The sequence below is a fragment of the Bacillus sp. MHSD_36 genome, from assembly GCF_030757775.1.
In the GTDB taxonomy this organism is placed as follows: Bacteria; Bacillota; Bacilli; order Bacillales; family Bacillaceae_G; genus Bacillus_A.
This window is the reverse complement of the sequence record NZ_JAVBIS010000002.1, coordinates 383,466-403,622: the sequence shown is the minus strand read 5'-3', so window position 1 is coordinate 403,622 and position 20,157 is coordinate 383,466. Positions and strand designations below refer to the sequence as shown.

General features: G+C 36.0%; 31 protein-coding genes. 19 read left to right on the top strand and 12 right to left on the bottom strand.

The window, feature by feature from the left end; all coding sequences use genetic code 11:
• The first annotated feature begins 1 nt into the window (after position 1).
• The 6 genes from Q9B79_RS10190 to Q9B79_RS10165 all read left to right on the top strand — a co-directional run bounded on the left by Q9B79_RS10190 (position 2) and on the right by Q9B79_RS10165 (position 3,907).
• Positions 2-874 (top strand): ABC transporter ATP-binding protein, encoded by an 873-nt coding sequence (locus Q9B79_RS10190; protein ID WP_306183896.1) that lies wholly within the window; start codon positions 2-4, stop codon positions 872-874.
• The gene (locus tag Q9B79_RS10185) at positions 855-1,523 is read left to right on the top strand and encodes an ABC-2 transporter permease (RefSeq protein WP_306183894.1); all 669 of its coding nucleotides are present in this window, start codon (positions 855-857) and stop codon (positions 1,521-1,523) included. Before Q9B79_RS10190 ends, Q9B79_RS10185 begins: the two co-directional genes overlap by 20 nt.
• Positions 1,524-1,535: 12 nt before the next feature.
• Positions 1,536-2,168 (top strand): ABC-2 transporter permease, encoded by a 633-nt coding sequence (locus tag Q9B79_RS10180; RefSeq protein ID WP_306183893.1) that lies wholly within the window; start codon positions 1,536-1,538, stop codon positions 2,166-2,168.
• A gap of 67 nt (positions 2,169-2,235) precedes the next feature.
• A complete protein-coding gene (locus Q9B79_RS10175) occupies positions 2,236-2,859 on the top strand; it encodes an ABC-2 transporter permease (RefSeq protein ID WP_306183891.1) in 624 nt (207 codons plus the stop codon).
• Positions 2,860-2,876: 17 nt separating this feature from the next.
• Positions 2,877-3,470 (top strand): ABC-2 transporter permease, encoded by a 594-nt coding sequence (locus Q9B79_RS10170; RefSeq protein ID WP_306183889.1) that lies wholly within the window; start codon positions 2,877-2,879, stop codon positions 3,468-3,470.
• Between the two features lie 248 nt (positions 3,471-3,718).
• Positions 3,719-3,907, top strand: coding sequence for a hypothetical protein (locus tag Q9B79_RS10165; protein WP_080470802.1), 189 nt, complete (start codon positions 3,719-3,721; stop codon positions 3,905-3,907).
• A gap of 16 nt (positions 3,908-3,923) precedes the next feature.
• On the opposite strand, the gene Q9B79_RS10160 is transcribed toward Q9B79_RS10165, so the two are convergent.
• The 5 genes from Q9B79_RS10160 to Q9B79_RS10140 all read right to left on the bottom strand — a co-directional run bounded on the left by Q9B79_RS10160 (position 3,924) and on the right by Q9B79_RS10140 (position 6,572).
• A complete protein-coding gene (locus tag Q9B79_RS10160) occupies positions 3,924-4,181 on the bottom strand; it encodes a DUF3975 family protein (RefSeq protein ID WP_306183885.1) in 258 nt (85 codons plus the stop codon).
• A 15-nt stretch (positions 4,182-4,196) separates the two neighbouring features.
• Positions 4,197-4,511: a DMT family transporter gene (locus Q9B79_RS10155; RefSeq protein ID WP_000312623.1), complete on the bottom strand. Its 315-nt coding sequence runs from the start codon at positions 4,509-4,511 to the stop codon at positions 4,197-4,199.
• 1 nt (position 4,512) lies between these two features.
• Positions 4,513-4,845, bottom strand: a complete 333-nt coding sequence (locus Q9B79_RS10150; RefSeq protein WP_000312349.1) for a DMT family transporter — start codon at positions 4,843-4,845, stop codon at positions 4,513-4,515.
• 71 nt (positions 4,846-4,916) lie between these two features.
• Entirely contained in the window at positions 4,917-5,498 is a 582-nt protein-coding gene (locus tag Q9B79_RS10145) for a TetR/AcrR family transcriptional regulator (RefSeq protein ID WP_002181118.1), read from the bottom strand.
• 96 nt (positions 5,499-5,594) lie between these two features.
• Positions 5,595-6,572 carry a LacI family DNA-binding transcriptional regulator gene (locus Q9B79_RS10140; RefSeq protein ID WP_029439903.1) on the bottom strand — a complete coding sequence of 326 codons (978 nt, stop codon included), beginning with the start codon at positions 6,570-6,572 and terminating at the stop codon, positions 5,595-5,597.
• Between the two features lie 314 nt (positions 6,573-6,886).
• Between Q9B79_RS10140 and Q9B79_RS10135 the strand changes: the two genes are divergently transcribed.
• Positions 6,887-7,423: a DNA polymerase III subunit delta gene (locus Q9B79_RS10135; RefSeq protein ID WP_306184801.1), complete on the top strand. Its 537-nt coding sequence runs from the start codon at positions 6,887-6,889 to the stop codon at positions 7,421-7,423.
• Between the two features lie 39 nt (positions 7,424-7,462).
• Here Q9B79_RS10135 and Q9B79_RS10130 read toward each other — a convergent pair whose 3' ends face one another.
• Positions 7,463-7,846 carry a rhodanese-like domain-containing protein gene (locus tag Q9B79_RS10130; protein WP_000108655.1) on the bottom strand — a complete coding sequence of 128 codons (384 nt, stop codon included), beginning with the start codon at positions 7,844-7,846 and terminating at the stop codon, positions 7,463-7,465.
• Between the two features lie 170 nt (positions 7,847-8,016).
• Here Q9B79_RS10130 and Q9B79_RS10125 point away from each other — a divergent pair, with 170 nt between their 5' ends.
• The gene (locus tag Q9B79_RS10125; RefSeq protein ID WP_000514079.1) at positions 8,017-8,853 is read left to right on the top strand and encodes a lipoate--protein ligase family protein; all 837 of its coding nucleotides are present in this window, start codon (positions 8,017-8,019) and stop codon (positions 8,851-8,853) included.
• Positions 8,854-8,881: 28 nt separating this feature from the next.
• Here the strand turns inward: Q9B79_RS10125 and Q9B79_RS10120 are convergent, their stop codons facing one another.
• The 3 genes from Q9B79_RS10120 to Q9B79_RS10110 form a co-directional block, all read right to left on the bottom strand.
• A complete protein-coding gene (locus Q9B79_RS10120; RefSeq protein WP_306183879.1) occupies positions 8,882-9,724 on the bottom strand; it encodes a hypothetical protein in 843 nt (280 codons plus the stop codon).
• Between the two features lie 200 nt (positions 9,725-9,924).
• Positions 9,925-10,596, bottom strand: a complete 672-nt coding sequence (locus Q9B79_RS10115; RefSeq protein ID WP_306183877.1) for a DUF1129 domain-containing protein — start codon at positions 10,594-10,596, stop codon at positions 9,925-9,927.
• Positions 10,597-10,601: 5 nt separating this feature from the next.
• On the bottom strand, positions 10,602-10,919 hold the full coding sequence (locus Q9B79_RS10110; RefSeq protein WP_306183875.1) for a PadR family transcriptional regulator: 318 nt from the start codon (positions 10,917-10,919) through the stop codon (positions 10,602-10,604).
• A gap of 156 nt (positions 10,920-11,075) precedes the next feature.
• On the opposite strand from Q9B79_RS10110, the gene splB reads away from it, so the two are divergent.
• The 3 genes from splB to Q9B79_RS10095 all read left to right on the top strand — a co-directional run bounded on the left by splB (position 11,076) and on the right by Q9B79_RS10095 (position 13,390).
• Positions 11,076-12,101, top strand: coding sequence for a spore photoproduct lyase (gene splB / locus Q9B79_RS10105; protein WP_372339545.1), 1,026 nt, complete (start codon positions 11,076-11,078; stop codon positions 12,099-12,101).
• Between the two features lie 144 nt (positions 12,102-12,245).
• Positions 12,246-12,674, top strand: coding sequence for a transcriptional regulator MntR (gene mntR, locus Q9B79_RS10100; protein WP_001143076.1), 429 nt, complete (start codon positions 12,246-12,248; stop codon positions 12,672-12,674).
• Positions 12,675-12,727: 53 nt separating this feature from the next.
• Positions 12,728-13,390: an HAD family hydrolase gene (locus Q9B79_RS10095; RefSeq protein WP_306183871.1), complete on the top strand. Its 663-nt coding sequence runs from the start codon at positions 12,728-12,730 to the stop codon at positions 13,388-13,390.
• Here Q9B79_RS10095 and Q9B79_RS10090 read toward each other — a convergent pair.
• Together Q9B79_RS10090 and Q9B79_RS10085 are read right to left on the bottom strand one after the other, a co-directional pair.
• Positions 13,387-13,788 (bottom strand): SA1362 family protein, encoded by a 402-nt coding sequence (locus tag Q9B79_RS10090; protein ID WP_001978909.1) that lies wholly within the window; start codon positions 13,786-13,788, stop codon positions 13,387-13,389. The two genes, Q9B79_RS10095 and Q9B79_RS10090, sit on opposite strands and share 4 nt — an antisense overlap.
• A gap of 79 nt (positions 13,789-13,867) precedes the next feature.
• Positions 13,868-14,788: a DUF1385 domain-containing protein gene (locus Q9B79_RS10085; protein ID WP_306183868.1), complete on the bottom strand. Its 921-nt coding sequence runs from the start codon at positions 14,786-14,788 to the stop codon at positions 13,868-13,870.
• A gap of 244 nt (positions 14,789-15,032) precedes the next feature.
• On the opposite strand from Q9B79_RS10085, the gene Q9B79_RS10080 reads away from it, so the two are divergent.
• The 4 genes from Q9B79_RS10080 to efp are packed head-to-tail and all read left to right on the top strand — an operon-like array spanning position 15,033 to position 17,659.
• Entirely contained in the window at positions 15,033-15,521 is a 489-nt protein-coding gene (locus Q9B79_RS10080; RefSeq protein ID WP_306183866.1) for a YqhR family membrane protein, read from the top strand.
• 52 nt (positions 15,522-15,573) lie between these two features.
• Positions 15,574-16,014 (top strand): type II 3-dehydroquinate dehydratase, encoded by a 441-nt coding sequence (gene aroQ / locus Q9B79_RS10075; RefSeq protein WP_306183865.1) that lies wholly within the window; start codon positions 15,574-15,576, stop codon positions 16,012-16,014.
• 4 nt (positions 16,015-16,018) lie between these two features.
• Positions 16,019-17,080 carry a Xaa-Pro dipeptidase gene (gene pepQ / locus Q9B79_RS10070; RefSeq protein WP_000411048.1) on the top strand — a complete coding sequence of 354 codons (1,062 nt, stop codon included), beginning with the start codon at positions 16,019-16,021 and terminating at the stop codon, positions 17,078-17,080.
• Between the two features lie 21 nt (positions 17,081-17,101).
• On the top strand, positions 17,102-17,659 hold the full coding sequence (gene efp / locus Q9B79_RS10065; protein WP_029439892.1) for an elongation factor P: 558 nt from the start codon (positions 17,102-17,104) through the stop codon (positions 17,657-17,659).
• A 35-nt stretch (positions 17,660-17,694) separates the two neighbouring features.
• Here efp and Q9B79_RS10060 read toward each other — a convergent pair whose 3' ends face one another.
• The gene (locus Q9B79_RS10060; protein ID WP_306183862.1) at positions 17,695-17,997 is read right to left on the bottom strand and encodes a hypothetical protein; all 303 of its coding nucleotides are present in this window, start codon (positions 17,995-17,997) and stop codon (positions 17,695-17,697) included.
• Positions 17,998-18,186: 189 nt separating this feature from the next.
• Between Q9B79_RS10060 and Q9B79_RS10055 the strand changes: the two genes are divergently transcribed.
• Genes Q9B79_RS10055 through spoIIIAC form a run of 4 tightly spaced genes read left to right on the top strand, consistent with a single transcriptional unit; the run spans position 18,187 to position 20,150 of the window.
• Positions 18,187-18,468, top strand: coding sequence for a YqhV family protein (locus tag Q9B79_RS10055; protein WP_000816054.1), 282 nt, complete (start codon positions 18,187-18,189; stop codon positions 18,466-18,468).
• Between the two features lie 28 nt (positions 18,469-18,496).
• On the top strand, positions 18,497-19,423 hold the full coding sequence (gene spoIIIAA, locus Q9B79_RS10050; protein WP_306183860.1) for a stage III sporulation protein AA: 927 nt from the start codon (positions 18,497-18,499) through the stop codon (positions 19,421-19,423).
• Positions 19,417-19,932: a stage III sporulation protein SpoIIIAB gene (gene spoIIIAB / locus Q9B79_RS10045; RefSeq protein WP_000238694.1), complete on the top strand. Its 516-nt coding sequence runs from the start codon at positions 19,417-19,419 to the stop codon at positions 19,930-19,932. The genes spoIIIAA and spoIIIAB overlap by 7 nt, the downstream gene beginning before the upstream one ends.
• Before the next feature lie 14 nt (positions 19,933-19,946).
• Complete coding sequence (gene spoIIIAC / locus Q9B79_RS10040; protein WP_000020914.1) at positions 19,947-20,150, top strand: stage III sporulation protein AC; 204 nt, start codon at positions 19,947-19,949, stop codon at positions 20,148-20,150.
• Positions 20,151-20,157: the final 7 nt, after the last annotated feature.

The following is a 20,157-nucleotide window of genomic DNA, read 5'->3' as shown; positions in this document are numbered from 1 at the left end:
GGTGTTAGAGCTAAAAAACGTTTGTAAAAGTTATCAAGATTTTGCAGTGAAAAATATAAGTTTTACATTACCACGCGGATATATCATGGGATTTGTCGGGCCGAATGGGGCAGGGAAAAGTACGACGATCAAAATGATTATGAACTTAATTCGAAAAGATAGCGGCGATATAAAAATTTTTGGCAAGGACAATAAGAAAGCTGAAAAGGAGATAAAACAAAATATTGGTTTTGTATATGATGAAAATCATTACTACGAAGATTTAACGTGTGAACAAATGAAACGTATTATTGCACCGTTATATAAAAAGTGGGACGAAGAGCAGTATCAATCGTATATGCATAGACTACAAGTTCCGAAGTATAAAAAAATTAAAGAATTATCAAAAGGGATGAAAATGAAATTTGCGATTGCCATCGCGCTTTCGCATCACGCAGAGTTTATCATTATGGATGAACCGACAGCAGGATTAGATCCAGTTGTTCGAAGTGAATTACTTGATATGCTGCAAGAAATTGTAATGGAAGATGAAGTATCTGTATTATTCTCAACTCATATTACAACAGACTTAGAGCGTATCGCAGATTATATTACGTTCATCAACGATGGAGAAATTATATTTACTGGTGAGAAAGACGATTTAATGGAAAACTACGTAATCGTAAAAGGGAGTAATGATTTATTAGACCGAGAAGGAAAAGAACTATTTGTTGGATTACGAAAAAATAAGTTTGGTTTTGAAGGTTTAGCGAATGATAAACAAGCAATCATAGATTGGTTTGGAAATGAGGTTGTACTAGAAAAGCCTACATTAGATGATATTATCGTTTACACCGCGAAAGGAAGAGGTGCCTATGCGTCAGCTCATTTATAAAGATTTGTTCTTTTTTCGGGTGATGTGGTTAGTGAATTTTGTTATGCCTCTTTTGTTTTTTATGTTAGAGCCAAGTGGTGAATTTTTGTTTCCAATGAGTTGTCTATTTATAACTCTTTCCTCCGTTAAGACGTTAACCTTTATGGATGAAAGGAATAAAAGTGAAATTATTATAAATAGTTTACCGCTAAGCCGAAAGGATATCATAATTGCTAGATATATTACCTGTGCAGTATTTATTATTAGTGCCATGGTTTCAACTATAATAATTGTTTTCCTTTTAAGAGGTATCGCTGTTATTGGTGATATTGGTGTATATCATCCTAATTTTTATATTGAAATTCCATGGTATGTAGTGGTAAGTGGAGTAATTTATTCTTTAGTATTTGTGGCGACATTTTTTCCTAGTTATTATGGTACAAAATCAAAGGTCGTGAGAAGTATAGTATCAGCCGTAGCGATGGGGATTGGTGTACTTCTTTGGATGTTTATTAGTGACGATCTGAACAAAGCAACACCACCATTTATAAATTGGATTATGAATCCATTACATCTTAGCATATTCATAGTTGGATTCATTACATTAGTCAGTATTTATATCGCTTCTATGTTTCTTACAATTAAAATTTATGAAGCTCGTGATTTGTAGGGGAGGAATTGTATGCAACAGTTAATTTTGAAAGAGTTTTTCTTACAAAGAAAAATGCTTCTTATCTATTTAATCTTACCAATATACGGAGCATTCCAAAACACTATAGAACCATTTCAATTAGCATATGTTTGTTTTGCTATATGTCTTTTGATGATTTCAATCTCTTTATCAAATGAAGAGAAAAATAGTACGGAAAAAGTGTTAGTCAGTTTACCTTTTACTAGGAAAGATCTTGTCATTGCGAAATACATATCGACACTATCTTTTATTGTATTTAGTCTAATCGTTACATTTGTTTTCTTTGTACTACCTATATTTATATTAAAAGAAAATATAAATATTCCGTGGTATGCATTATTTATAGCTATTTTCTTTTCTGTTCTTTATGCTGTTATGATCCTTCCTATAAAATACAGTGGGGATAAGCGAACAGTTACTATCCTTGGGGGATTTATATTTTTTCTTCTAATAGGTTTGTTAGGATTTATGTGCAATATATTTGCTGATGAAAGGCTTCTGTTAATGTTTTTTCGATCTTCAGATATGATGCTGGTTATAAGTATTTTAAGTATAGTGGCATGTTTAACTTATTTAATCTCAATGCTTTTTTCAATCGCGATTTTTAAAGAAAAGGAGTTTTAACAATTGTGCATTTGATTAGTAAGAAAAAATGTTCAATGTCGCAAAATGCCACTAGTAGGTGTAATACATGATCAAGCAACTAGTTTTAAAAGATATGATGTTGCAAAGAAAGTTAGGATTTATTAGTTTTATATGTTTGTTTTTCCTTACAATTGTTGATTTTGGTAGCGACAATTTTCTTTTGAAGCTTAGCATATCTATACCTATCCTTGGAACAATATGGTCGACGAGTTATGAGGCTAGAAGTAAGAGTGAAAAGATATTAAATAGTTTACCGTTTGATCGTAAAGACATTGTCATAGCAAAATACATATTTGTAAGCATTTTAGTTTTTTTAGGTGTGGTTTTCTCACTTTTAGTGGGGCTAATTCAGTTGCAAAATGAACATATAACTGGATTTATGCTGTGGGGAGCGATTCTTGGTGGAATAACGGGAGGATTAGTTTATAGCATGATCGTACTCCCAATTGAATTTTCGGTAGAATATAGCAGTTCGAAACAGGCTGCTTATTTTATGGGAGTTATAGTTGGTGGATTAAGTGGAGTAATTGTAAGTAGTGAATGGTTAGATGTAGAGAATGCTTGGAGCACGAGTTTAGCCGTAAATGTTTGTGTTATAGCTGGGCTGCTTCTTTTATATATCATGTCTATGTTACTCTCAATTAATTTGTATAGTGAACGTGATTTGTAAGAGAGAGGGGAATAGTTTTGAAACAACTAATTTTAAAAGATTTCATCATTCAATGGAAGTTTTTAATTTGGTACATACTGTATCCTGTTTTCTTTTATATGGCCTTAACAGATACGGAAAATCTGTTCATAATTATGTCGGTAATTATTACAATTGGAGCAACAGTAAAAACATATGAAGCAGATAGTAAAAATGAGAGTGAAGTCATAGTAAATAGTTTACCAATATTGAAAAAACATATTGTGTATGCGAAATATATAGTAGCAATTATTATTCTTTTTATAAGTGTAACGGTCGGTTGTTTCACGATGGGAATGAAGAGCGGGGTTAACTTATTTGAGTTTATTGAAACGACAATGGTTGCTAGTATTAGCTTTATTTTAGTGTATTTAAGCTTTGTTTTACCAATATCCTTTTGGCTAGGGTATAAGAAAACTATTTTCATTACGATAGTAATATTCATGGCACCGATAGTTGTTTTAGAAGCTTTGTTTCAAATCGACTTAGAACAAATTCAACTATACAACAGCGTGTTATTCATTAGTTCAATATGCATGTTTATAATATCTATCTTCGTTTCAGTGAAATTGTATGAGAAGAGAGAATTTTAAAAGGTGCCCTATAAAAGGCACCTTCCTCAATAACGACAATAGGAAAGTAAAAGTTTATAAACAGAGAGGTTACTCGGTACAACATCTTTTGGAGTATGTAATATAAAGCTGAAAACGATAACGAGAATAAGAAAGAGGAAAAATAAAAATAGGATTTGCTTATGTATAGAATTTTGCATATTATCCACTCCTTTTTTAGGTAGTATGTCCAAAAGAAAGGAGTGTATGAAAAATTTTAGGAGGGGAGAATGATGAACAAAAGAAAATGGTTATATAGAATAGGGGTATTTTTATTTTCAATCGGTCTCATATTAGCAAATTTTTATTCTAATATACCACCACTATTTCCAAGTTTGCATAAAGGGGTTGGTATAAGTATTGCCATAGTCGGTCTGTTTTGTCTTATCACATCAAACTTTTATAGAAAGTCTGAATGAATATAAAAAAGGACAGTTATTCTTTTTCAGAAGAACTGTCCTTTTTAAATAACTTATTCCATAGTTTGGCGATACTCCATATAATGACGATTGCAATGGAGGCAATAATGGACCAAACGATTGATATCATTTCAAGTGTCATGTTAGGAAGGAATGTGAGAATGGATACTACTTTATGAAACAACCATTCTATTATGTGAAAACTTATTTGTAATAGAATGACGATACCAAGTGTGATCCATGCTAACAGTTGCTTCCCTTTTTCTCTCCACATGACATTCACCTCACGTTAGCTTAATAGTTTTAAGCCAACAGCGCCGCATAGAATGCAGCTTAAGAAAGCAAGACGACGCCAATCTGCTGATTCGCGGAAAATAAGGATGCCTAGAAGTGCACTTCCGGCAGTTCCGATTCCAGTCCAAATCGCGTAAGCAGTTCCCATCGGTAATGTGTTCATCGCAAGGGATAAGAAGAAGAAGCTTACGCCGAAGTTAGCGATTAAAATAACTTTTGGTGCCCAGCCTTTCTTTTCAGTGGCTACTTTCATAAAGAGTACACCAATAATCTCACAAATACCAGCTAGAATTAAAAATACCCAAGCCATTTTATGCGGCCTCCTTCGCTTCTTTTTCTTCTGTTACTCGTTTTAAACCAATTACGCCAAAGAAAATTAAACCGATTAATAATACTTTTACGATAGAGAATGGCTCTCCGAAAACGAAAATTTCTGTAAGAACGATTCCGCCAGCTCCAATTCCAGTGAAGACTGCGTATACAGTACCAACAGGTAAATCTTTATAAGCTCTAAATAATAAGACGAAACTAATTGTAATTAATAACGCAACACCAGCCCATTCAAGTGGAGCCTCCGCGTGTTTTAATCCAATTACCCAAAAGATTTCAATAATACCAGCTAAGATTACATAAATCCATGCCATATGTCATTTCTCCTTCCTACCAGTCGTTAGGTAAAGGGCTTAAAAACGACGCATTGCAAAGGAGCAATCCGTCAGTTTGAAAGTCCACGCCAAAATACTTGCCAAGAGGCGTTTAAACGAGTCTCAAAGCGATTTAAACCTGCGAATAGTAGTTCAACCATAAGTCCGTCTAGTAAGCATAGGAAAGCTTCCAGAGCGTCTTTCACTTCAATGTTATGCAGTTCACTTTGCTCGTTTGCCTGTTTAAATATAGGGAATAAAAGTTTTCCGACGTTTTCAATGTGCGCATTCGCTTTTTCAATAATTTGTTCGCGAAATGCATCAGGCGGAAAATAGGAAGTTCGTAACCAAAACATGGATTCTTCACTTTCACCAAATCGTTTTGCATAGCCCTTTAGTAACTGTAAGAGCAATTCTTCAGTAGACGAATTTGAAAATTTTTCGATATCGTCAGTGAAGCTTTGTAAATCTTTTTGAAGAGCGGATTCTAAGCATATAAAATATAGCTCTTCTTTTCCTTTAAAGTGTGCGTAAATCGATGGCTTTTTAATCCCAACTTCTTGAGCAATATTTGCTAATGAAGTTCCTTCGTAGCCGTAGCGCGCGAAATGAGAAAGTGCTACAGCTTTAATGCGGTTTGCTGTCATTTTCATCCCCTACCTACCGTTCGTTAGGTTCATTATATGCAATTAAAAATATAAAGTCAATAGGTGAAGAGCTGAAAAAGAGCGCTATAGGTAACGCTCCTTTTAGACAGTATCTCGCTCAATTAAATGGAATGAAAGCTCTTTTGCGTTCCCGATAATTTGCTCACTTTGGATTTGTTTATGGAATAAAGAAAACGCATGTGAGCCCATTTCGAGACCGGGATGTTCAATTGTTGAAATTTCTAACGCCTTTGAAATTTCATGGTTATCAAATCCAAGGATAGCAAGGTCTTCGGGTACTCGAAGACCTTGTTTTCGAGCCTCTGTTAATAAACCCGCTGCAACTTGATCGTTCGCTGTAAAAATAGCGGTTGGACGATTTTTCATGTTTAAAATACGATGGAGTATTTGTGCACCGTCTTGCATTGTATAGCATTGATGAAAAATCCATTCGGGATGTAACGTTTTGCCTTCGTTACGAAGTGTATCAGCAAACGCTTTTTCACGTTCCATGGAATTTACACTTGTTTTTCTTGCTAAACAAATCCCGATTTTTTCATGGCCTTTATTGAGTAAATAGGCGGTGCCGAGACGGAAGCCTTCATAATGATCTACGTAGACAGATGAAATGAGGGGGTGTTTCATTTTTTCGCATGAAATAATAGGAGCAAATTTTGCGAAAGGTTCAATTTGTTCCCATGAACTCGTTCGAGAGCAAATAATCATCCCGTCGAATTGTTTCATTTTCATCATTTCAAGAACACGAATTTCTTCGATACTATCGTAATTCGTTTGACATAAATTAATGTGATATCCAGCTGCTAACGCTTCGTTGCCGATTCCTTCAATAATGGTACTAAAGTATGGAAGGTTAATGAAAGGGAGCATAACACCGATCGTATATGTTTTTCCCTTTATTAAATGAATAGCATTTATATTTTTGGCATAGTTCAATTCTTCAACAGCATCGAGAACCCGCTTACGCTTTTCTTCTTTTACGTAAGGGTGATTATTAAGGACGCGAGAAACAGTTGATATGGATACACCAGCGGTTTTTGCAATTTGTTTTATATTGGCCATATGTATCACCTCTTGCCCTTATTATAAAGGGAAAATAATAAGAATGAAAAAATCTTGACCTGAAAAGCTTTTCACAAACTATGGTATGAATAAGGCTTCTTTTTATTCGCGTAACCTTTTCACTTGGGCGTAAGAATGATAGAGGTCTTTTTGTTTGCAAAATAGTTTTGTCAAAATGTGTGAGAATAACGTGGAAAGTTTTCAAAGGTGGAGCTTGGTGGCGAAGCGAATATGAAGAGCATATAAACGCTTCGTTCGTTAAGAGGGCGGTATGAAAGGGCGGAAACAAATTGAAAAAAAGGATCATTTGTTTCGTGTTTTCTAGTTTCGTACTAAGTTCATGTTCGTTTCAGCAAACGATACAAGAAGAAAAACAATTTGTAGGAACAACAGGAGGAACTATAGATCGTGTTACGGATCCAATTCCGCTGAAGGAGCTTCCAAAATATTTTCCAGTGAAATTTAAAGTGCCAGCGTTTTTACCGTATGACATTACGAGTGATGTGAAGGGGGAAGTCAGAAAGATTGGAAAAAAGAAGGCTGTTGTCATGATTAAATATAAACAGCAGGAGTCAGGTAGAAATGAATATATTGAGTTAAATGTTGCGAACTTTCCTTATAGTTTTCCAGATCTCGTGGAAGAGAAGCGATTTCAAGAACAAATGAAATTGCATAATGGAGCATTCGCTTATTTTAAAAATAAGGATGACTCCGAGCGAGGAGATGAATTTGCTGCACTTATATGGAAAGAGAAAGGACTTGAATATCAGCTGCTGTATCGTAATGCACAAGAAAATGATAAAGATGTGATTAAGAAAAATTTAGTATACATTGCAAATAATATGGAATGAAAAAACTAGCTGAAACATTCAGCTAGTTTTTGTATGTTATTATTTCTTTTTAATTTTCCCAGTCCACGTTTTGAATCCACCTTGTAATTGGTAGAAATCTTTGTAGCCTTGTTTCTTTAAGTATTGAGCCGCACGACCAGTACGGAATCCGCTTTGACAGTATAAGTAAACTGGTTGATCTTTACGAAGTTCTTTATGACGAAGGCGAATTTGTGATAACGGAATGTTACGTGCGCCTAAAATATGCCCTGCAGTATATTCGTCTGCTTCGCGAATATCGATAAGCTGTGCTTTACGGTAGCCAGCGCGAAACTCTTCTTCTGAAAGTGTTGTAATTAATTTTTTCTGATAGAAATACATCCATACAGTGTAACCGATGAACGCTACGATTACGGCTAATAAAATAATCCAAGTTGTTGACACGATTCTATCGCTCCCTTTTTTCTTATCCTACTTTCAATATTATAATGCCCGTATGTATTTATGCAACAGATTCATTTGTATATAAGAAGAAATTTCGTATTCTTTCACAAATTTTGTCGAATTTGGTAGACTAGAGAATGTGAAAAATAATTGGTTATATGAGGTGCAGGATGGGAAAAGAAAAATGGTGTTATATTAACTCTGGTCAATGTTCACCGGCATTTAATATGGCGTTAGATGAATGTTTATTAAATTGGCAAAGTGAAAAGAAAATGCCACCAACCATTCGTTTTTACGAATGGGAAGTACCAACATTAACAGTCGGGTATTTCCAGCGTGTTGAAAAAGATATTAATATGGATGTAGTTAACGAAAAGAAATATGGATTCGTTCGTCGTCAAACAGGCGGTAGGGGTGTACTACATGATAAAGAATTAACGTACAGTGTTATTGTGTCTGAAGATCATCCGAATATGCCAAAAACAGTTACAGAAGCGTATCGTGTTATTTCGCAAGGTTTACTAGATGGTTTTAAAGCATTAGGGCTAGAAGCGTATTATGCAGTTCCCAAAACAGAAGCAGATCGTGAAAATTTAAAAAATCCACGCTCAGGCGTATGTTTTGATGCGCCGTCTTGGTATGAAATTGTAGTAGAAGGAAGAAAAATCGCAGGTAGTGCGCAAACACGTCAAAAAGGTGTTATTTTACAGCACGGGTCGATTCCGTTAGAAATAGATTTAGATGAGTTATATGATCTGTTTTTATTCCCGAATGAACGTGTAAAAGAACGTATGAAGAGTATGTTCTCTTCTAAAGCGGTAGCAATTAATGAATTAACAGACCGTACGTTTACAATCGAGCAGTTAATTAAAGCGTTTGAGGTTGGGTTTGAAAAAGGATTAGATGTAGAGCTTGTTCCGTATGAATTAACAGAAGAACAATTACATGAAGTGCAAACATTAGCAAAAGAAAAGTATGAAAGTAAAGAATGGAATTATAAAAAATAAGAGGTGGCAATTGCCGCCTCTTATTTTTTTATAGTAAATTAAGTACTTTTTCTACTTTGATTCCTTTATCTTGTAAAGAACGAAGGCGATTGACAACGTCCATAATTTCTTTGTCAAATGTAACGCTAATACCTTGGCTTTGTAGTTCTTCTTTTAAGCTTTCAATAGAATCATCTATGTCGATGCCAAGCTCGTAATCTTGACAAACTTCAATTGTCTTTTTCACGAGTTTCACATAATTTTCTTGTAGTTTTGAATTTGTTTCAGTCAAAGCAGGTTGCTTCGGTTTTGCAGGCGCGACCGGTGCTGTCTCTTGCTTTGTAACTGGAGTTGGTACTTCTCGTTTCACAGGTGCTGGAGTAGATAATTCTACAGCTGCTTCTACACTTACTGGCTTCGGTGTCGGTGCCGGAGTAGGCTTAGGTGCTGTAGCAGGTGTTTCCACACGTGTAACAGGCTTTGGAGCAGGTGCAACTGCTTTTGGAGCTTCTACAACTACTTCTTTTTTCGGAGTAGTTTCTACAACTGTTTCTTCTTGTTCAGCAGCCTCTTTATTTTCTTTACTCCACATAACGCGTTCTATTTCTAGAGAAACATTATTTTTGTTCATCGCTGTTAATGTAACTTTACCAACTTCAGCGTTTCCAGTGAAATCAACAATTTTATAAATAACACTCTTGTTCCAATCCACGTTTCCGCTCAAAAATAATTCTTCGTTACATTTCGGCGTTAAGCCCTCGATTTTAATTTCTGCGTTTACACCGTTTTCACTATATACCATAATTAGCGAAGCATTTACATCTTCGTCTGCTAACATTAGTTCACGTACCATTTTGCCGGTGCGTACTTGCGTTTTCTTCTTAACTGACATCTAATTTCTCCTCTCAAAAATTCAGTAATAATAAAAAAATCGTATAACGAAAAATAATTGCTCACGAAGATTTATGATACCGATAATAAAAGCATCACGTCAACAATTAACTTTAATTATTTTGCATTTTTCTTATTTTCTTTATGAAATTTTTCAATTTGTAAAATTAGACAGAAGAAAAACAGCCTTTTGAAGGGCTGTTAAAAATTAGATTTTTTATATAGGAATTTATATAAAGCATAAAATAGGATAGCGATTAAAGCGTTTTGCCAAAAGGTTAGATGATAAATGAGATAAGGTTGTTTTTTAAAATAAATATTTAAGAATATAGCGGAACAAAATGGGATAGCAAATGCGAATCCAAATAGAATTCTTCTTTTCCAATTCATTTTCTGATCAAAGGAGTACCGCTTTAATAAATATAAAATGAATAGTATACCTAGTATAATTATTGAAACAGACAAAGTAGTTCCAAGGATACTAAAAGGTGGACTTATTATTTCGGTATTCTTTTCAAAAAAGAAAATGAAAAGAGAAGCAATGGTGTCTATTCCAAACTGTATAGCCAGAAGTAAGCAAATAACAAAGCCAATTAAAGAAGTTTTTTCTAACATTGTTTGAACCGGCAAAGACGATATGAGTTCATCACAATAAGATTGTAAGTCATCACCAAAAATGTCATAAGCATTTTTATTTTCTGCTTGTGCTTCAATGAGATGGTCTAATATTTCTAGTAATAGTTCTTCTACTTGTTGCTCTGGCACATTAGATAAACGAAGATAAACTAGCATATCGCTATAAGCAACTTCATTTTCAGGTGTTAGAAGTTCGCGTTGTTTGTTGTTCAATTTAATCATGTCTTGTGCATTCATCCTCATCACTCCCCCTGTAATAAATTGTTCACCGTTGTTGAAACCATTCCCCAGCTTTGTTTAAACTCTTCAAGCTGCTCTAATCCTTTATGGGTTACGTGATAATATTTACGTTTTGGACCAAGTGAGGAGGCTTTTAATGTTCCTTCAATCAATTTTTCTTTTTGCATACGTAACAATAACGGATATATGCTTCCTTCGCTTACGAATGTAAATCCGTGTTTATATAATTTTGCACTCAGTTCATATCCGTACACTTCTTCTTGTGAAATAATGTATAGGATGCAACCTTCTAGTACACCTTTTAACATTTGGCTGTGCATGATTTCACCACCTTTTACTCAGGTAACTTGCTGTGCAAGGTAGCTGTTATCCAAATTATAACATTCAGTAACTTGCAACGCAAGTTACTGAGGTGGAAAACTTTAATGCGTTTTAATTTTTCTACGTTCCCCATACTAACGAGAGGAGGGAAGTATATGAAACCGTTTATGCCAAAACTTGTTTACTTTGAACCAAAGGCACTCGAATATCCACTTGGAAAAGAGCTGTATGAGAAGTTTACAAAGATGGGATTAGAAATTCGTGAAACGACATCTCATAATCAAATAAGAAATTTGCCAGGTGAAAATGATTTGCAAAAGTATCGCAATGCAAAGGCAACGCTTGTCGTTGGGGTGAGGAAGACATTAAAGTTTGATACGTCAAAGCCATCAGCTGAATATGCAATTCCGCTTGCAACAGGATGTATGGGACATTGTCATTATTGCTATTTGCAAACGACACTTGGGAGTAAGCCTTACGTTCGCGTGTATGTGAATCTTGATGAAATATTTGAGAAGGCACAGCAATATATGGATGAAAGAGCACCTGAAATAACAAGATTTGAAGCGGCTTGTACATCGGATATCGTTGGAATCGATCATTTAACACATGCATTAAAGCGAGCGATAGAGTTTATTGGAGAAAGTGAATACGGGCGTTTACGTTTCGTTACGAAATATTCGCACGTTGATCATTTGTTAGATGCAAAACATAACGGGAAAACTCGTTTTAGGTTTAGTATTAATTCACGATATGTGATTAAAAATTTTGAGCCGGGGACGTCACCGTTTGAAGAGCGAATTGAAGCAGCTCGTAAAGTAGCAGGCGCGGGTTATCCACTTGGCTTTATAGTTGCGCCACTTTATATGCATGATGGATGGGAAGAAGGATACCGAGAACTATTTGAGCGACTGTACAATGCACTAAAGGATTTGTCCATACCGAATTTAACATTTGAATTAATTCAACATCGCTTTACAAAGCCAGCCAAAAAGGTTATTCAAGAGCGTTATCCGAGTACGAAGCTTGAGATGGATGAAGAGAAACGAAAATATAAATGGGGACGATACGGCATTGGGAAATACGTATATAAAAAAGATGACGCAGCAGTATTAGAAGAAACAATAAGAGGTTATATATATGAGTTTTTTCCTGATGCAGAAATACAATACTTTACTTAAGAGGAGTCTGTATACAAATACAGATTCTTTTTTGTTTTATATATTTAGGCTTGTTTTCAGCTTGTCACGTTATTCTTTCTGGTGTATCATTTTATTGATTGCTTCGTACGGAATGAGCAAAATGAAATTGGATGGAGGAAACCGATGCCTACCCCTAGTATGGAAGATTATATTGAACAAATTTATTTGTTGATTGATGAAAAGGGTTATGCCCGCGTATCTGATATTGCTGAAGCGCTTAGTGTACATCCATCCTCTGTAACAAAAATGGTGCAAAAATTAGACAAAGATGAATATCTAATTTATGAAAAATATAGAGGGCTTGTATTAACATCAAAAGGTAAAAAAATCGGAGAACGTCTCGTATATCGTCATGAATTGTTAGAGCAATTTATGCGTATTATCGGTGTGGATGAAAGTAAGATTTACAATGATGTAGAAGGAATTGAACATCATTTAAGTTGGGAAGCAATTGACCGCATTGGTGATTTAGTGCAATACTTTGAACAAGATGAGGTTCGGGTGGAAACCCTTCGTGGTGTTCAAAAGGCAAATGAAGAGAAAAGCAATTAAGGGGAACGTATGTCGTTTCCTTTTTTATTTCAATCGAAAAGGATGGGAGAATTATGAAAGCAATTATTTTTGATTTTGATGGATTAATTGTGGACACAGAAACAATATGGTTTCACTCTTTCAGAGACGCCGTTCGTGAGTATGGTGGAGATTTACCTTTAGAGGAATTTGCAAAATGTATTGGGACGACAGATGATGTACTGTATGCATATTTAAATGAGCAATTAAAAGAGAAGTTTAACAAGCATGCATTAAAAGAAAAAGTGAAAACTTTACATAAAGAGAAAATGAAAATACCAGAATCTCGCGACGGGGTAAAAGAATACTTAGAAGAAGCGAAAGAAATGGGATTAAAAATCGCGTTAGCTTCTAGTTCATCTAGAGAATGGGTGATTCCTTTTTTGGAAGAGCTACACATTCGAGATTATTTTGAAGTTATTAAAACGAGAGAAGATGTTGAAAAGGTAAAACCGGACCCAGCACTTTATCGAGTTGCGATAGAAGATTTAGGGATTGATCCATCTGAGGCTGTTGTATTTGAAGACTCGTTAAACGGATTGCAAGCAGCGATTGCAGCCGGATTAAAATGCGTTGTTGTACCTAATGATGTGACACGGAATTTACCCTTTGAAAATCATCACCTTCGAATTGAAAGTATGAAAGATAAAAGTCTGAAAGAAGTACTGCAAAATATAAAGAAAGACCGTATTTCCTAAAAGGAAGCACGGTCTTTCTTTTTGTTTTTTTTACCTTCAATGACAGTTAAATGGGATTGTTTTCTTTTACGCTTCAAAGTGGAAGGAGTGCCTTTTTTCCCTTTGTCATTAGAAGCGTTTGATTTAAAGAAAGAATTGCTTAGGGGTGCTACATTTTGTTTCCCATGTTTGCGGTTCGATTGTTTTGCAGCACGCTTATAAGAGCTTTGCGAATTTGCAGAACCGCTAGAGTTTGTAAACATTTTGTAGAGTAGATAAAAGATACCAACGACAGCCAACATGATACCAATATTTCTTAACACTCCCATTGGATCTGTAATGACAGATGAAACAAGGCCGAATATTGCTAATCCGATAATAAGCACAAATATAGCGAAAGTAAACGAACGACCGTTCATAAGGAACACCTCCTAAAAACATATATTAAAATTAGTATATTAACGATGAGGAAAGGAGTTGAACACCATTTTTAAATAATTATTGTTTGTTTTCTAAACGTAATAATTCTTCAAACGATGCAATAGCTACTTCCACTTGATCATCTGTTGGTTCTTTCGTTGTTAATAGTTGTAGCCATAATCCGGGATATCCAAGTATGCGTAATACTGGAATATCGCGTAATCGATTCGTAAATTGTAACACTTCAAAAGAAATGCCAAGAACGACAGGAATTAATAAAATTCGGTTTACGACTCTGGCCCACAGTGGATCTGTAGGGACAAGGAAATAAACAAACATTCCGATAATGACTGTAAATATAATAAAGCTACTGCCACAGCGATAATGAAGGCGAGTTTGTTTTTGTACATTTTCTACAGTCAGTGAAAGATTATTCTCATAAGCATTAATTACTTTATGCTCCGCACCGTGGTACTGAAAGACCCGCTTAATAAGTGGGGTTAAAGAAATAAAGTATATATAGCTCAATAATAGCATGAGCTTAATGACACTTTCGACAAAGATTTGCCCTGTATGAGATGGGAAAATCGGTCTCGTTAATTCAGCTAGTAGTGCAGGGACTGCTGTGAAAATGACTTTACCAAATATGAAAGATAAAACGCCAACTGCTGCAACTCCTAATACCATCGTTAACTTCGATTGTTCTTCTTTTTTATTTGCAATTTGTTCGTCGTCTTCTGGGTGGACATCAAATCGTTCTGAAGCAAAGTTCAAATGTTTTGCGCCGTTCGCACTTGCATCCACAATAGCGGCAATCCCTCGTAAAAATGGAATTTTTTTTAGGATAGATAATACTTTATTACGAACGCGTGGTAATCGATAAAATTCAATCGATTTATCTTTACGACGAACCGCTGTAACAGTATATTCTCTACCGCCAAACATAACTCCTTCTATGACTGCTTGCCCGCCATATATTTGTTTTGACTCTTCTGCCATGTTAACACCAACCTGTATTTGTTTCTCTCTTATGTAGAAAAAGAGGCAATTGTCATACTGGGTTCTGTCGTTTTGAAATAAGACAATCACCGAGTTTCCTTTATTTTATCGACAAATACAAGTATATGACAAGGAAAAATGTTACGAGAGTCGGACATTTCTTATTCTTTTTATAGACAAATTTCGCAGTATTTAAACATGGTTCAAAATAGTTTCGGACATACTATTAAGCGGAGGTGTCGATGTGAGTCAAGAACAATTAGGAACAAGGAATTTTGTACAAATTGGTTTATTTGGTGGACTCTTTTGGGGAGGGATATGGTATTTCCTTCATATATTTTCATTTACGGAAGCGGGACCGAACTATTTACTTTTACCGTTTGCCTTTGGAAGTTGGAAAGAAGGGGTATGGGGCAATGTGTCAGGAATTGTTTGTATGGGACTACTTTCGATTTTAATTGCCTTCTTGTATAAAGCGTTTTTGGCAAAATTTGAAGGGATTCTTCCAGGGATGATTTATGGTCTATTTTGGTGGGCGTTATTATTTTTGGGAATGGGGTTGATAGCGCCTGCTATTAAAAGCGCACTCCATTTACCGAAAGAAACAATTGTGACGACGATATGCATTTTTATATTGTATGGTGTGTTTATAGCATACTCTGTTGCTTACGCAGTAAATACTAATCAGGCCGAGCGAGAAGGGGGAGAGAAGACAAACTATTCAAATAAGTAACTCCTATGTTAAAATGTTGTATAGACATTTAATATTAAGGAGTTTTAAGCATATGAAAAAGGTACTCCTCGTAAACGGTCCTAACCTAAATCGCCTCGGTGTCAGGGAGGTAAATGTATATGGAAAGGGCACGCTAGCGACACTTGAAGCAGATATGAAGCAAGAAGCAGAAATAATGGGAGTGGGGTTAGAATGTTTCCAATCGAATCATGAAGGTGCGATTATCGATCGTATTCATGAGGCGGAAGATATATATGAAGGGATCATTTTAAATCCGGGAGCATTTACGCATTATAGCTATGCGATTCGAGATGCAATTGCGAGCATTTCGATTCCTGTTATTGAGGTACATATTTCTAACATTCACCAGCGTGAGTCGTTCCGTCATGAATCTGTGACGGCAGCTGTTTGTGCGGGACAAATTGTTGGATTTGGTTTTTATGGCTATAAGTTAGCGTTATTTGCATTAATGGAGAAATTGAGGGAGGCATAAAGTAATGGAGAAAATCGAAAGATTAAGAAGTGCATTTGATGAGGCTGGTATTGACGGTATTTTGTTAACAAATGAACATAGTCGTAGATATATGGCTAACTTCACAGGAACAGCTGGTGTTGTACTGATTTCGAAAAAACGTGCTCAATTTATTACAGATTTCCGTTATGTAGAGCAGGCTACTAAACAAGCGGTTGGATACGAGATTGTACAGCATGCAGGACTAATCATTGATGAAGTTGCAAAGCAAGTGAAAGAACTAGGAATTCAAAAGCTTGGCTTTGAGCAAGATACCCTTACATATAGTTCTTATTCAGCGCATAAAGAAGCAATCGATGCTGAATTTATCCCAACTTCTGGGCTTGTAGAAAAGTTACGCTTGATAAAGACTGATTCAGAGATTAAGATATTAAAGGAAGCTGCACAGATTGCAGATGCTGCCTTTGAACATATTCTATCATTCATTCGCCCGGGAGTATCTGAAATTGAAGTGTCAAATGAACTTGAATTTTTCATGAGAAAACAAGGAGCAACATCTTCTTCGTTTGATATTATCGTTGCTTCAGGTCTTCGTTCGGCATTACCGCACGGCGTGGCATCTGAAAAAGTGATAGAAACAGGAGATTTCGTTACATTAGACTTCGGCGCTTATTACAAAGGATATTGCTCTGATATTACTCGTACGATAGCAGTTGGTGAACCATCTGATAAATTGAAAGAAATTTATAATATCGTTTTAGAAGCACAACTACGTGGTGTGAACGGTATTAAAGCTGGTTTAACAGGCCGTGAAGCGGATGCGCTAACGCGCGATTACATAACGGAAAAAGGATATGGCGAATACTTCGGACACTCTACTGGTCATGGAATCGGTCTTGAAATCCATGAAGCACCAGGTTTAGCGTTCCGTTCTGATACAGTACTTGAACCAGGTATGGCTGTAACAGTAGAACCAGGTATTTATATTCCAGGTATTGGCGGCGTACGTATTGAAGATGATATCATTGTAACAAGTGAAGGTAATGAAGTAATTACGAAATCACCAAAAGAACTTATTATTTTGTAATACACAGGAGGATTTTTTTACATGATTTCAGTAAACGATTTTCGTACAGGTTTAACAATTTCAGTGGATAATAGCCTTTGGCAAGTACTTGATTTCCAACACGTAAAGCCAGGTAAAGGTGCTGCATTCGTTCGTTCTAAACTACGTAACCTTCGCACAGGTTCTGTTCAAGAGAAAACATTCCGTGCAGGTGAGAAAGTAGAAAAAGCACACATCGAAAACCGTCGTATGCAATACTTATATGCAAGCGGTGAGGCTCATGTATTTATGGATAACGGAACTTATGAGCAAATCGAACTTGGTGAAAACCAAATCGAGCGCGAGCTTAAATTCCTAAAAGAAAACATGGAAGTATCTATTATGACTTACCAAGGCGAAGTACTTGGTGTTGAACTTCCAAACACAGTTGAATTACAAGTTACAGAAACAGAGCCAGGTATTAAAGGTGATACTGCTTCTAACGTAACAAAACCAGCTACATTAGAAACTGGTCTTGTTGTACAAGTACCAATCTTCATTAACGAAGGCGAAATGCTTATCATCAACACTGGTGAAGGTAAATACGTTTCTCGTGCATAGTAGAAAAGCACTCGTGATTATCACGAGTGCTTTTTTTATAGGAAATAGGGTAGATAATAAATAGTGGTTATTATAAAGCTGAAAGCTGTAAGACTAGCAGCACCTGTTGTGTAAGGACTCCATGTCATTTGAAAAGGTTTTACCGTACCTGTTTTATATATAGTGTGATCAATGTTGGCGTTTCGGTTTATATTTAAAGCAATGAGCCAAATTGCACCGAATATCGCTAAACTACCAAGGAAAAAGGCCTCCATAAATGACCAACCGACCAATAATGAAAAAAGATAAATAAGAGCTAATTCTACTACGACAGTTAAACTAATTTTTAATATCTTCATATTTTCCCTCCTCCTTTTCAATGAATATACCATAAAATACCATCTGGATTAAGGATATTCAAATTATTTAAGGGTGATAGAGAAAAATTATGTTTTTAATTCTGAAATAGACAACCTCTGCATATGGTTGTACAAATATATTCTTTTTTAGCATACGCACTAGTAACCGTTATGGGAGAAGGTGGGAGAATGAAACAGTGGCTAGCGGCAATGGAAACATCTGTGCTTGTAATGGGGCTGCTTCGGTTGTTTTCAGGTAGCGCGGAAATATTCGCCGCTTTGCTTATGCTCTATGTGAATGATGCGAAGAAGGCATTGTTTATAAATGGTATGTTGGCGTTTGTTGGACCGACCGTATTAATTTTAACAATGACAATAGGCATAGCGAGTGTGGCAAGTGAGATTTCTTTCTTAAAACTCTTTTTTCTAGCGCTTGGAATTGGCTGCATTTTTATCGCGTTGTTGAAATAAGTAAGTCGAGTATAGTGGGGCGAAGCTGATGAAAGAAGTATTAGAAGTTTTACCGAAAACGATGAAGCGGTTAGTGGAAAGTTGTAAGCAGTACGATGCTCTAGAGGAAATCCGTGTTCGAATTGGAAGACCGCTAGAGTGTATTGCTCATGGTGAAGTATTTTTTTATGACTATGTTGTTACAGCAGAGGATGCTATTTACTTATTGAATAAGTTAAGTCAATTCTCAATTTATACGATGGAAGAAGAATTAAAGCGTGGGTATGTAACACTTCGAGGTGGGCATAGAATCGGCTTAGCAGGAAAAGTCATTACAGAAAAAAGCGCAGTGAAAATGATTCGAGATGTTTCTTCCTTTAATATTCGTATTGCTCGTCAAAAAATTGGAATTGCTGAACCACTTTTGCCGTATTTGTATGAATCACGATGGTTAAATACGATGGTAATTGGCCCGCCGCAAACGGGGAAAACAACACTTTTAAGAGATGTAGCACGTTGCATGAGTCAAGGTGTAAGTGCTTCGGAAATTCCTTCTTGTAAAGTGGGGATTGTTGATGAACGGTCAGAAATTGCTGGCTGTGTGAAGGGCATCCCGCAATATGACTTTGGCGCACGAGTAGATGTGTTAGATGCATGTCCAAAAGCTGAAGGAATGATGATGATGATCCGTTCTATGAGTCCAGATATTTTGATTGTAGATGAAATCGGACGTAAAGAAGATAGTGAAGCGATTATGGAAGCGGTGCATGCAGGGGTGCAGCTTTTTATAAGTGCACATGGATTTTCTTATGACGATGTTGTGAAACGCCCATCACTAAAGGCGGTGCTGGAGCTCGGTATATTTGATAGGTTTGTGGAACTATCAAAAGCAAGAGGGCCAGGAACAGTTATGCAAGTGAAAGATAAATATGGAAAACCGGTATTACCTCATAGAAAGGCTGAGGGCGTATGGTGAAAATATTTGGTGCAGTGTTAATCGTTGCGGTCAGCACCTTTTTCGGGTTTTCATACGCTAAAAGATACAGTGAGAGACCAAGGCAACTTAGATTATTAAAAGCGGCACTGCAATCATTAGAGGCAGAAATTATGTATGGGCATACACCATTGTCTGAAGCCGCTGAGCGATTAGTGAAACAAATGCCGAAGCCGTTAAATTGGATATTTCAAAGTTTCGCTAGAAGGCTAGAAAGCGGAGACCAAACAGTAAGAGAAGCTTGGATAGATAGTTTGAAAGAAAATTGGAAGCTAACAGCATTTCAACAAACTGAGTATGAGATTTTGCAACAATTTGGTGAAACGCTCGGACAACATGATCGTGAGTCACAGCAAAAACATATTCGCTTATGTATTACACATTTAGAAAGAGAAGAAGAAGAAGCGAAAGCTTTACAACTACAATATGAAAAAATGATTAAGAGCTTGGGGGTACTAGCGGGGCTACTTATCGTAATTTTACTGCTATAGGAGGGAGAAAGGCGATGTCCATTGATGTTGGATTAATATTTCAAATCGCCGGAATCGGCATAGTTTTAGCTTTCATTCATACCGTGCTAAAAGAATTAAAGCGAGAGGATATTGCGAATTGGGTTATCCTCGTCGGTTTTGTCGTTATTTTATTTCACGTTGCATTTTTAATTAATACGTTATTCGACAAGATTAAAAGTGTCTTTCTCTTCCAGTAAAAGGGGG